The organism is Mycobacterium sp. NGS57 (assembly GCF_059812405.1).
This window is the reverse complement of sequence record NZ_JCALCP010000012.1, coordinates 38,001-49,629: the sequence shown is the minus strand read 5'-3', so window position 1 is coordinate 49,629 and position 11,629 is coordinate 38,001. Positions and strand designations below refer to the sequence as shown.

Annotated in this window: 12 protein-coding genes; 7 read left to right on the top strand and 5 right to left on the bottom strand. The window is 70.0% G+C overall.

Going from position 1 to position 11,629, the window contains the following annotated elements; genetic code table 11:
- The first annotated feature begins 24 nt into the window (after positions 1-24).
- From AC5Y43_RS21365 to mscL, 4 genes are all read left to right on the top strand, one after another.
- A complete protein-coding gene (locus AC5Y43_RS21365; RefSeq protein ID WP_499975773.1) occupies positions 25-618 on the top strand; it encodes a 5-formyltetrahydrofolate cyclo-ligase in 594 nt (197 codons plus the stop codon).
- Between the two features lie 75 nt (positions 619-693).
- Positions 694-1,041 carry an FmdB family zinc ribbon protein gene (locus AC5Y43_RS21360; RefSeq protein ID WP_499975772.1) on the top strand — a complete coding sequence of 116 codons (348 nt, stop codon included), beginning with the start codon at positions 694-696 and terminating at the stop codon, positions 1,039-1,041.
- 65 nt (positions 1,042-1,106) lie between these two features.
- Positions 1,107-1,790 carry an SAF domain-containing protein gene (locus AC5Y43_RS21355; RefSeq protein WP_499975770.1) on the top strand — a complete coding sequence of 228 codons (684 nt, stop codon included), beginning with the start codon at positions 1,107-1,109 and terminating at the stop codon, positions 1,788-1,790.
- Positions 1,791-1,856: 66 nt separating this feature from the next.
- Positions 1,857-2,321, top strand: a complete 465-nt coding sequence (gene mscL / locus AC5Y43_RS21350; RefSeq protein ID WP_499975768.1) for a large-conductance mechanosensitive channel protein MscL — start codon at positions 1,857-1,859, stop codon at positions 2,319-2,321.
- 7 nt (positions 2,322-2,328) lie between these two features.
- Here the strand turns inward: mscL and AC5Y43_RS21345 are convergent, their stop codons facing one another.
- The 5 genes from AC5Y43_RS21345 to rpmF all read right to left on the bottom strand — a co-directional run bounded on the left by AC5Y43_RS21345 (position 2,329) and on the right by rpmF (position 6,909).
- Entirely contained in the window at positions 2,329-2,889 is a 561-nt protein-coding gene (locus tag AC5Y43_RS21345; RefSeq protein ID WP_499967408.1) for a MogA/MoaB family molybdenum cofactor biosynthesis protein, read from the bottom strand.
- Positions 2,889-4,364 carry a S1C family serine protease gene (locus AC5Y43_RS21340; RefSeq protein ID WP_499975765.1) on the bottom strand — a complete coding sequence of 492 codons (1,476 nt, stop codon included), beginning with the start codon at positions 4,362-4,364 and terminating at the stop codon, positions 2,889-2,891. The genes AC5Y43_RS21345 and AC5Y43_RS21340 overlap by 1 nt, the downstream gene beginning before the upstream one ends.
- Positions 4,365-4,436: 72 nt before the next feature.
- Positions 4,437-5,975 (bottom strand): HAMP domain-containing sensor histidine kinase, encoded by a 1,539-nt coding sequence (locus AC5Y43_RS21335; RefSeq protein WP_499975761.1) that lies wholly within the window; start codon positions 5,973-5,975, stop codon positions 4,437-4,439.
- Positions 5,975-6,661, bottom strand: coding sequence for a two-component system response regulator MprA (mprA, locus tag AC5Y43_RS21330; protein ID WP_499975757.1), 687 nt, complete (start codon positions 6,659-6,661; stop codon positions 5,975-5,977). The genes AC5Y43_RS21335 and mprA overlap by 1 nt, the downstream gene beginning before the upstream one ends.
- 74 nt (positions 6,662-6,735) lie before the next feature.
- Entirely contained in the window at positions 6,736-6,909 is a 174-nt protein-coding gene (gene rpmF / locus AC5Y43_RS21325; RefSeq protein WP_007168835.1) for a 50S ribosomal protein L32, read from the bottom strand.
- Positions 6,910-7,179: 270 nt separating this feature from the next.
- On the opposite strand from rpmF, the gene AC5Y43_RS21320 reads away from it, so the two are divergent.
- From AC5Y43_RS21320 to AC5Y43_RS21310, 3 genes are read left to right on the top strand one after another with little or no spacing between them, the layout of a single operon-like run.
- Complete coding sequence (locus AC5Y43_RS21320) at positions 7,180-8,889, top strand: acyclic terpene utilization AtuA family protein (RefSeq protein WP_499975754.1); 1,710 nt, start codon at positions 7,180-7,182, stop codon at positions 8,887-8,889.
- The gene (locus AC5Y43_RS21315; protein WP_499975750.1) at positions 8,886-10,034 is read left to right on the top strand and encodes an acyl-CoA dehydrogenase family protein; all 1,149 of its coding nucleotides are present in this window, start codon (positions 8,886-8,888) and stop codon (positions 10,032-10,034) included. The genes AC5Y43_RS21320 and AC5Y43_RS21315 overlap by 4 nt, the downstream gene beginning before the upstream one ends.
- Positions 10,031-11,626: an acyl-CoA carboxylase subunit beta gene (locus tag AC5Y43_RS21310; RefSeq protein ID WP_499975747.1), complete on the top strand. Its 1,596-nt coding sequence runs from the start codon at positions 10,031-10,033 to the stop codon at positions 11,624-11,626. The genes AC5Y43_RS21315 and AC5Y43_RS21310 overlap by 4 nt, the downstream gene beginning before the upstream one ends.
- Positions 11,627-11,629: the final 3 nt, after the last annotated feature.

The following is an 11,629-nucleotide window of genomic DNA, read 5'->3' as shown; positions in this document are numbered from 1 at the left end:
GCCGGGCCTGTCATGGTTGACGGCATGGCAGCCCCCGGCAAGGCGGAGTTGCGCGGGCAACTGCTGGCCGGGCGGCGTCGCGTTGCTGACGACGTGCGGGCCGCGGAGGCGCGCGCGCTCAGCGAGCGGCTGAAGCCGGTGGTCGACGGCGCGAGCACGGTCTGCGCGTACGTGCCGGTGGGCACCGAGCCGGGGTCGATCGAGATGCTGGACATGTTGCTGCGCCACTGCGCGCGGGTGCTGCTGCCGATCGCCCGGACCAGCGACACCGACGAGCCGTTGCCGTTGCGCTGGGCGGAATACCGGCCCGGCCGGCTCGTCCCCGGACCCTGGGGGCTGCTCGAGCCGCTTGGACCCCCGCTGCCGGAAGCGGTCCTGACCGAGGCCGCCGTGGTGCTCGTGCCTGCGCTGGCCGTCGACCGCCGCGGCGTGCGACTGGGCCGCGGGCGCGGGTTCTACGACCGCTCGCTGGACGGCCGCGACCCGCGCGCGCGGCTGATCGCGATCGTGCGCGACGGGGAGCTCGTCGACGAGCTGCCCGCCGAGCCGCACGACGTGCCGATGACCCACGCGCTGACGCCCGGGCGCGGCCTGATCACGCTTGTCAGCGGGGAATGATCGCGATCACGTGGCGGTTCTAGCACTTGAGACGGTAGAGTGCTAATGCAGCCCGACAGAATTTCGGAGGTTTTCGTGCCGACCTACAGCTACGCGTGCACCGAGTGCGACGACCGCTTCGACGTTGTGCAGGCCTTCACCGACGACGCGCTGACGACCTGTGAGAAGTGCTCCGGCAAGCTGCGCAAGCTGTTCAATTCCGTGGGCGTGGTGTTCAAGGGCAGCGGCTTCTACCGCACCGACAGCCGCGAGGACGGCAAGAAGTCGAAGAGTTCCACCACCGCATCCAGCGATACGCCCTCGAGCTCCGGATCGAGCGACAAGGCGGCCTCCAGCGACAAGAACGGCTCGAGCGACAAGGGCGCCCCTTCCGAGAAGTCCACCAGCAGCGCCACGCCGGCCACCGCCGCCGCGTCGAGCTGACGGGTTATCCACAAGCCCGCTTTTGACCCACACCGCCGGCGCCGCCGCGCGGCTACCGTTGCGGCGTGGGGCAACCATCGCTGAATCCGGCGCTGCTGCGCCGGATTTCGGCGTCGCTGCGCCCCGACTGGACCCGCACCGTGCTGGCCCGGCGGGTGGCCGCGGGCGGGCTGGTCGTGCTGGCGGGCATCGCCGCGCTGCGCTCCAACCCCGACGGCGACTACGCCGACGTGGTGGTGGCCGCGCGCGACCTGCGCCCGGGCGCCGCGCTCACCGCCGACGATGTCCGGCTCGAAAGGCGTTCTAGCGCAACGCTTCCCGAAGGGTCGCAGGCCGAGCTGACCGCCGTGGTGGGCTCGACGCTGGCCGGCCCCACCAGGCGTGGCGAGGTGCTCACCGACGTCCGCCTGCTGGGCAGCCGGCTGGCCGAGGCCGCAGTCGCGTCCAAGGCCGGGCCCGGTGCCCGCATCGTGCCGCTACACCTGGCCGACGGCGCCCTGATCGACATGGTTCGGGCCGGCGACGTCGTGGACGTGCTGGCCGCCCCGGCCACCGACGCGCCGGCACCGGGCTCCCCCGCCGTGACCAAAGTGGTAGCAACTGACGCCGTCGTCGTGCTTGTTTCGGCCAAGGCGAAGGCCCAGGCTGCCGATAGCGACCGCGTAGTGTTGGTTGCGCTGCCGGCTCGCGTGGCGAACACGGTGGCAGGCTCGACGCTGGGCCAGACGGTGACGCTGACCCTGCACTGAGTACCTGGCCGCTGTTGGGCACGCGATCGATAGCAAACTCTGTCCAGTCCAGAAAGGGCCTGCCCAATGCTCAAAGGGTTCAAGGAGTTTCTCTCGCGCGGCAATATCGTCGACCTGGCCGTCGCGGTGGTCATCGGTACTGCCTTCACCGCGTTGGTCACCAAGTTCACCGACAGCATCATCACGCCCCTGATCAACCGGGTCGGGGTCAACCAGCAGTCCAACGTCGGCGCCCTCAAGATCGGCATCGGCGGCGGCCAGACCATCGACCTGAACATCCTGCTGTCGGCCGCCATCAACTTCGTCCTGATCGCGGCCGTCGTGTACTTCTTCGTCGTGCTGCCCTACAACACGCTGCTCAAGCGCGGCGAGGTCGAGCAGGCCGACGACGCCCAAGTGCTCCTGCTCACCGAGATCCGCGACCTGCTGTCGCAAACGGCCAACGGGGACTCGCCGGGCAAACACGGAGGCGCCGCAGGCACGACGCCCCCGCCGGAGTACGGGCCCCGCGCGGACGCCGAATCGCGGTGAGCGGCGCCTAAATTTCCAGGCTCGACAGCTGGCCGATGATCTGCGCGGCGAGCGGGTTCAGCGTCGCCATCCCGTCACGCACCGCGTAGCGGGAGCCCGCGAGGTTGACCACCAGCGTGCTGCCCGACACCCCGGCCAGCCCGCGGGACAGCCCGGCGTCGGTGATGCCCGCGGACAGCCCCGAGGCGCGGATGGCTTCGGCGATGCCCAGGATCTCTCGATCCAAAATCTCCCGGGTTGCCTCCGGCGTGACGTCGCGGGGGGTGACGCCGGTGCCGCCGACCGAGACCACCAGGTCCACCCCGCCGATCACCGCGGTGTTCAGCGCGTTGCGGATCTCCACCTCGTCGGCCGCGACGGCCACCACACCGTCGACGACGAATCCCGCCTCGGTCAGCAGCTCGGTGACGAGCGGGCCGCTGTGGTCCTCCTCGTCGCCGTGCGCGGTGCGGTCGTCGACCACCACGACCAGCGCCCGGCCGACCACCAACTCCGCGCCCGTTTCCATGGGTGCCACCGTATATCCGAGGTCCGACAATCCGGCCGCCGAGGGCTCATCGACTCTCATCACTGATCCGCCTTGCCGAGGGTGACTTGCACGGTGCGGCTACCGCCGCCGGGATCCTGAAACGTCAGCGAGACCTTGTCGCCGGGGGCCTTGGACCGCACCGCGGCGACCAACGCGTCGGCGCTGCTGATCGGGCGGTCGTCGACCTTGGTGACGACGACCCCCTTGGGCACACCGGCCGTCGCGGCCGCACCGTTCGGCACGACCTCGACCACCTTGGCGCCCGGCGTGCCCTTGTCGCTGGTCACCTGGACACCGAGCGAGGCGTGCGTCGCCTTGCCGGAGCTGATCAACTCGTCGGCGATGCGCTTGGCCTGGTCCACCGGAATCGCGAAGCCGAGACCGATAGAGCCGCTTTGCGCATCGGGCGAATCGGCGCCCAGCGTGGCGATCGCCGAGTTGACGCCGACCAGCTGACCGCTCATGTTGACCAGCGCCCCGCCGGAGTTACCCGGGTTGATCGCGGCGTCGGTCTGAATCGCGTCCAGCACGGTGTTCTGGTTGCCGGTCTCGCCGGTGGTCGACACCGGCCGGTTCATCGCGCTGATGATTCCGGTGGTCACCGTGCCCGACAGGCCCAGCGGGGACCCGACCGCCACCACCGGCTGGCCGACCCGCAGGTCCGACGACGAGCCCAGCGAAATGGGGGTCAGGTTGGAGGCGCCCTGGACCCGGATCACCGCGATATCGCTGGTGGGATCGGCGCCGACGACCGAGAACGGCGCGGTGCGGCCGTCGGAGAAGGTCACCGTCGTTTTCGGCTGCGGGGCACCCGGGCCGCCCGGGGCCGGTCCGCCAGGTCCGCCCGGCTTGGCCGCCGCGGCGGCGACGACGTGGTTGTTGGTCAGGATCAGCCCGTCGGTCGACAGGACGATGCCCGAGCCCTCTTCGGACTGACGGCCGATGTCGGTCTCGAGCATGACGACGCTGGGCACCACCTTGGCGGCGACCTGTTCGACGCTGCCCGCCGGCATGTTCGCGGCCGGGACGCTGGGGACGACGCCCGGGATGATGCTGTGCCCGTTGCCGCCCGTGGCGTTCGTGCCCAGTTCGACGGCGGTGGCGGCCGCGCCGCCGATGCCGGCCGACACGACCGCGATCGCCAGCGCGCCCACGGTCAACAGGCCTGCGCGGGAACGCTTTTGGGGTGCCGGCCCGGGTCCGCCCGGACCCATCGGCGGCAGCATGTGGATCGGTCCCGTTCCCGTTCCGCCGGGGACGGGACCCGCGCCGGTGCCGCCGGAGATCGGGCCCGGCCCGGTGCCGCCGGGCATCCGGACCGGCCCGGTGCCGCTGAACGGCTCGTAGGGCCGGCGGTATTGCGCCGTCGGCTGGGCCTGCTGATAACGCCAGTCGAACTGCTGGTTGTACGGCTGCTGGCGCCCTTGGGCATAAGCGGGCGGAACAGGCTGATTAGGCCCGGTGCGGTATCCCGGCTGCTGCGGCGGTGGCGAATACCTCGGGTCATTCGTCATGACGCTACGTCGCTCTTCCTGTATATCGGTATGTAGGGCTCGATCTGGCTCGAGTCCAACACTAGCTGCGAACTACCTTGCCTGCGCGGACTGAGAGTCCACTGAGATAACGTTCGCCGATTCCCGTGAGTTCGCCGCGCTGCTCGGCGCGGGCGCGGCCGGCCCCGTCTGCTCGGCGTCGGGCCCGTCCGCCGGATAGGCCGAAACCGGCGCCGGGCGGCCGGGCAGCAGCATGTAGATGGAGGTGCCCGGGGGCTGGCCGCCGGGCATCGTGTCCTCGACGCGCAGCAACCCGCCGTGGGCGAGCACCACCTTCTTCACGATCGCCAGCCCGAGCCCCGAGCCCGGCATCGCCCGCGCCGTCGTCGACCGGTAGAACCGCTCGAACACCAGACGGCGCTCGTGCACGGGGATGCCCGGCCCCTGGTCGGACACCACCAGTTCGGCGTGCGACGGGTCGAGTTGGCGCAACGTGATGTCGACGCGGCCGCCAGTCGGGCTCCACTTGGCCGCGTTGTCCATGAGGTTGAGCACCGCGCGCGACAGCCCCGCGGCGTCGCCGTGGACCTGCCAGCCGATCGCCTCGACGTCGAAGTGAATGTCGTTGCGCCGCCGCCTAACCCGCTCCAGGCTGCGATCGATCACCTCGGACATGTCGACCGTTTCCTGCACGACTTGGCCGGCGTCGTCGCGGGTGAGGTCCACCAAATCGCCGACCAGCGTGGACAGTTCCTCGATCTGCGCGAGCACGTCGGCACGCAGGCCGACCATCTCCTGTTCGGGTAGCCGCGGCGCGCCGGGCTCCATCGAGGCCATCAGCAGCTCGACATTGGTGCGCAGCGACGTCAGCGGGGTCCGCAGTTCGTGCCCGGCGTCGGTCACCAGCCGCGCCTGCCGCTCCCGCGACTCCGCGAGGGCCCGCAGCATCAGGTTGAAAGCCTCAGTGAGTCTGGCCAATTCGTCGCTGCCGAACACCGGGATGGGTCGCAGGTCGTCGGTGCGCGCCACCCGCTCGGTGGCCCGGGTCAGGCGAGCCACCGGACGCAACCCCGCCCGGGTGACCATGCCACCGGCCACCGCGGCGACCGCCACACCGACCCCGCCGACGATGAGCAGCACCCAGCGCAGCTTCGTCATCACCGCCTCGGTGGGCTTGAGACTCTTGGACAGCAGCAGTGAACTGCCGTTGGGCAGGTGGATGGCGAGGATGCGTTGGTCGGCCGCGGTGCGCCGTGACATGAACAGCTCGCCGCTGATGACGGCCTTCTCGGTGGACCCGACCGGCAGGATCTGGCCCGGCTGGTTGGCGGTGTAGACGGAGTGGCCCGGGTTCACCAGCATCGCGTTGACGTCGGAGTAGGCGGTCCCCTCGATAGCCTTGCCCGGGTCCGCCGCCAGCGAGCCACTGGCGATCAGCAGCTGCGCGCGGCTCTGCAGCTGGTTGTCGATGTCGCTGTAGAGCGCCGCCGAAATCACCGCGTACACAGCGAATGCCATCAGCACGACGACCATCGCCACCATCGACATCGCCAGCAGCATGACGCGCCACCGCAACGACAACGAGCTGGTGGCTCGCAGCGGTGCGCGCCCGCGCCGGCGGAACCGGATCATCAGGGCGGCGTCTCCCGCAGCACATAGCCCACCCCGCGAACCGTGTGGATCAGCCGCGGCTCGCCCTCGGCCTCGGTTTTGCGGCGCAGGTAGCCGACGTAGACCTCCAGCGCGTTGCCGGAGGTGGGAAAGTCGAATCCCCACACCTCTTCGAGGATGCGGCTGCGGGTGAGCACCCGGCGCGGGTTGGCGATCAACATCTCCAGCAACGAGAACTCGGTGCGGGTCAAGCTGATTCGGCGTTGCCCGCGGGTCACCTCGCGGGTCACCGGGTCCAGGGTGAGGTCGGAGAAACTCATCGCGACCGACTCGGCGTCATCCTCGGGCTTGGTGCGGCGCAGCAGCGCGCGCATGCGGGCCAGCAGCTCTTCGAGGGCGAACGGCTTGGGCAGGTAGTCGTCGGCGCCGGCGTCCAGGCCGGCGACCCGCTCGGAGACCGAGTCGCGCGCGGTGAGCACCAGGATCGGCAGGTCGTCGCCGGTGCTGCGGAGCTGGCGGCACACCTCGAGGCCGTCCAGCCGCGGCATCATCACATCCAGCACGAGCGCGTCGGGCCGATCGCTGGCAATCATGTCGAGGGCCTCGACCCCGTCGTGGGCCAACTCGACCGAATAGCCGTTGAAGGAAAGCGACCTACGCAGCGACTCGCGCACCGCGCGATCGTCGTCGACGACAAGTATCCGCACGGCCACTAGTTTCGCCCGAGCGCCTGAGAGCGGGCTGAGAGACGCGCCGCGCGTTTGCCGAGACTTCTGTCAGGCTAGCGGCGGTCGAGATCGATGAGGCCGAGGCGGGCCGCCTTGAGCAGCCGGCGCGGCACCTTGTGCTTCTGGCCGGCCACCGTCACACCGACGAGCTCGGTCTTCGTGGCCTTCCACTGGGCGCGGCGGCTTCTTGTGTTCGCGCGCGACATCCTGCGCTTGGGTACGGCCATGGCTTTGGGGGCCTAACTCCTCGTCCGGGGCTTCTTCGGGCATGTCGCGCGACGTGGCCGGTCCGGCCGAACGTGCGACGATTGGGTATCAGAATAGTCGGTGGCCAGCCGGTCGCCAAAACGGCGCCCGGCGTCCGCTCCGCCGCCCAACAGCGCCGAGATCGCCGTAAGGGCAATCTCGTCGCATCCGGAGCCGACCGGGCATCCTTGACGTGACACCCGCGGTACCCGCTAACCTACCGAGTGGTTGGTTGATTGGAGGACGCGCGCATGGCCCCTGCTGGCAACGCCGGCGCCGTCAGAATCGCGAACTGCTCCGGGTTCTACGGCGACCGGCTCTCGGCGATGCGCGAGATGCTCACCGGCGGTGATGTCGACTACCTGACCGGCGACTACCTGGCCGAACTGACCATGCTGATCCTGGGCCGCGACCGGATGAAGCACCCCGAACGCGGTTACGCCAAGACCTTCCTGACCCAGCTCGAGGACTGCCTGGGCGAGGCCCGCGACCGCGGGGTGCGCATCGTCGCCAACGCCGGCGGGCTCAACCCGGCGGGCCTGGCCGGCGCGATCCGCGCGCTGGCCGAGCGCCTCGGCGTCCCGGCCCGCGTGGCCCACGTCGAGGGCGACGACCTGCGGCCGCGCGCGGCCGAGCTCGGGCTGGGCGACCCGTTGACCGCGAACGCCTACCTGGGCGCATGGGGCATCGTCGACTGCCTGGCCGACGGCGCCGACGTCGTCGTCACCGGCCGGGTCACCGATGCCTCGGTGATCGTCGGGGCGGCCGCCGCGCACTTCGGCTGGGGCCGGGCCGACTACGACGCACTCGCGGGCGCCGTCGTCGCCGGCCACGTCATCGAATGCGGTGTGCAGGCCACCGGCGGCAACTACTCCTTTTTCACGGAGGTGCCGGATTTGATCCACGCCGGCTTCCCCCTTGCCGAGGTCCACGCCGACGGCTCCTCGGTGATCACCAAGCACCCCGGCACCGGCGGTCTGGTCAGCGTCGACACCGTCACCGCGCAGCTGCTCTACGAGGTCACCGGCGCTCGCTATGCCAACCCCGACGTCACCGCCCGGATGGACAGCTTCGAGCTCTCGGCCGACGGCCCCGACCGGGTGCGCATCGCCGGCGTGCGCGGCGAACCGCCGCCGCCCACCTACAAGGTGTCGCTGAACAGCATCGGCGGGTTCCGCAACGCGATGACGTTCGTGCTGACCGGCCTCGACATCGAGGCCAAGGCGGAGTTGGTGCGCCGCCAGCTCGAGGCCGCGCTGAGCGTCAAGCCCGCCGAGCTGCAGTGGACGCTGGCGCGCACCGACCATGTCGACGCCGACACCGAGGAAGCCGCCAGCGCGCTGCTGCACTGCGTCGTCCGCGATCCCGATCCCGCCAACGTCGGACGTCAATTCTCCTCGGCGGCGGTCGAATTGGCGTTGGCCAGCTATCCCGGCTTCCACGTAACCGCCCCGCCCGGCGACGGTCAGGTCTACGGCGTGTTCACCGCGGGCTACGTCGACGCCGCGAAGGTCCCGCACGTCGCGGTGCATGCCGACGGCGCCCGCGTCGAGATTCCCTGCGCCACCGAGACTTTGGAACTGGCGCCCGCCGACCCACCGCCGTTGCCGGAGCCATTGGCGGCGGGCCCGGTGCGCCGGGTGCCGCTTGGTTTGATCGCCGCCGCCCGCAGCGGCGACAAGGGCGGCTCGGCCAACGTCGGGGTCTGGGTGCGCACCGACGACCAATGGCGCTGGCTGGCCAACACGTTGACCGTCGAGCTGTTCCAACAGCTGCTGCCCGAGGCGGCGGACTTCGAGGTCACCCGCCACGTGCTGCCCAACCTGCGCGCGCTGAACTTCGTCATCGACGGCATCCTGGGCCGGGGCGTCGCCTATCAGGCGCGCTTCGACCCCCAGGCCAAGGGACTGGGCGAATGGCTGCGCGGCCGCCACATCGACATCCCGGAAAGGTTGCTGTGAGTATCTGGACCACGCCCGAACGCGAGCAGCTGCGAAAGACGGTGCGCTCGTTCACCGAACGCGAGATCCTGCCCCACACCGACGAGTGGGAGCGCAGCGGCGACCTGCCACGCGAGTTGCACCGCCGCGCCGGGTCGGCCGGCCTGCTGGGTGCGAACTTTCCCGAGGCGGTCGGCGGCGGCGGCGGGGACGGCGTGGACGCGGTGATCATCTGCGAGGAGGTGCACCAGGCCGGCGCGCCCGGCGGCGTCTTCGCGTCGCTGTTCACCTGCGGCATCGCGGTGCCGCACATGATCGCCTCCGGCGACGTCCGGCTGATCGACGAGTTCGTACGGCCGACGCTGGCCGGCGAGAAGATCGGCGCGCTCGCGATCACTGAGCCCGGCGGCGGTTCCGACGTCGGTCACCTGCGCACGGCGGCGGTTCGCGATGGCGATCACTACATCGTCAATGGAGCCAAGACCTACATCACTTCCGGGGTGCGCGCCGACTACGTCGTCACGGCGGTACGCACGGGCGGGCCCGGCGCGGCGGGGGTTTCGCTGCTGGCCATCGAGAAGGGCACGCCCGGTTTTGAGGTCAGCCGCAAGCTGGACAAGATGGGCTGGCGGTCCTCGGACACCGCGGAGCTGTCCTTCACCGACGCACGAGTGCCGGCCGCCAATCTCGTCGGCGCCGAGAACAGCGGCTTCGCCCAGATCGCCCAGGCCTTCGTCGCCGAGCGGGTCGGCCTTGCCGCACAAGCGTATTCGAGCGCGCAACGCTGCCTGGACATCACCGTGGCCTGGTGCCGCGACCGAGTGACGTTCGGCCGGCCGCTGATCTCGCGGCAATCGGTGCAGAACACGCTGGCCGAGATGGCCCGCCGCATCGACGTCGCGCGGGTCTACACCCGACACGTGGTGGAGCGCCAGCTCGCCGGGGAGACCAACCTGATCGCGCAGGTGTGTTTCGCCAAGAACACCGCCGTCGAGTCCGGCGAATGGGTCGCCAACCAGGCCGTCCAGCTGTTCGGCGGCATGGGCTACATGGCCGAATCCGAAGTCGAACGCCAATACCGGGACATGCGAATCCTGGGCATCGGCGGCGGCACTACCGAGATCCTGACCGCCCTGGCCGCCAAAACCCTGGGATTCCAATCATGACCGTCTTGCAAACGACGCTCGACCCGAGTTCGACCGCCTACGCCGACGCGGCGTCCACCGCGACGCAGCGGCTCGAGGAGATCGGCGCCGAACTCGCCAAAGCCCTTGCGGGTGGCGGTCCCAAGTACGTCGAGCGCCACCACGGCCGCGGCAAGCTGACCGCACGGGAACGCATCGAGCTGCTCGTCGACCCCGACGCCCCGTTCCTGGAGCTGAGCCCGCTGGCCGCGTACGGCAGCGCGTTCCAGGTCGGCGCCAGCATCGTCACCGGCATCGGCGTGGTGGCGGGCGTGGAATGCATGATCGTGGCCAACGACCCGACGGTCAAGGGTGGCACCAGCAACCCCTGGACGCTGCGGAAAATATTGCGGGCCAACCAGATCGCGTTCGAAAACCGGCTTCCGGTCATCTCCCTGGTGGAGTCCGGCGGGGCCGACCTGCCCACCCAGAAGGAGGTGTTCGTCCCGGGTGGGCGGATGTTCCGCGACCTGACCCGCCTGTCGGCGGCCGGGATCCCGACCATCGCGCTGGTCTTCGGCAACTCCACCGCGGGCGGGGCCTACGTCCCGGGGATGTCCGACCACGTGGTGATGATCAAGGAGCGCTCCAAGGTCTTCCTCGCCGGGCCGCCCCTGGTGAAGATGGCCACGGGCGAGGAATCCGACGACGAATCCCTGGGCGGTGCCGAAATGCACTCCCGCATCTCGGGTTTGGGCGACTACTTTGCCGTCGACGAGCTCGACGCCATCCGGATCGGTCGGCGCATCGTGACCCGCCTCAACTGGGTCAAACAGGGCCCCGCCCCGGCGCCGGTGACCGAGCCGCTGTTCGACGCCGCGGAGTTGATCGGCATCGTGCCCGCCGACCTGCGCATCCCGTTCGACCCGCGCGAGGTCATCGCCCGCATCGTCGACGGGTCGGAATTCGACGAGTTCAAAGCCATGTACGGCTCGTCGCTGGTCACCGGCTGGGCCCGGCTGCACGGCTACCCGCTGGGCATCCTGGCCAACGCGCGCGGCGTGCTGTTCAGCGAGGAGTCGCAGAAGGCCACCCAGTTCATCCAGCTGGCCAACCGGTCCAACACCCCACTGTTGTTCTTGCACAACACCACCGGCTACATGGTGGGTAAGGACTACGAAGAGGGCGGGATGATCAAGCACGGGGCGATGATGATCAACGCCGTGTCCAACTCGACCGTCCCGCACATCTCGTTGCTGATCGGCGCGTCGTACGGGGCCGGCCACTACGGCATGTGCGGGCGTGCCTATGACCCGCGTTTCCTGTTTGCCTGGCCCAGCGCCAAGGCCGCCGTGATGGGCGGTGCCCAGCTGTCGGGCGTGCTGTCGATCGTGGCCCGCGCGGCGGCCGAGGCCCGCGGGCAGCAGGTCGACGAGGAGGCCGACGCGGCGATGCGCGCGGCCGTCGAGGGCCAGATCGAAGCCGAGTCGCTGCCGATGGTGCTGTCGGGAATGCTGTACGACGACGGCGTGATCGACCCGCGCGACACCCGCACCGTGCTGGGAATGTGTTTGTCCGCCATCGCCAGTGGCCCGATCAAGGGGACGTCGAACTTCGGCGTCTTCCGGATGTGAGCG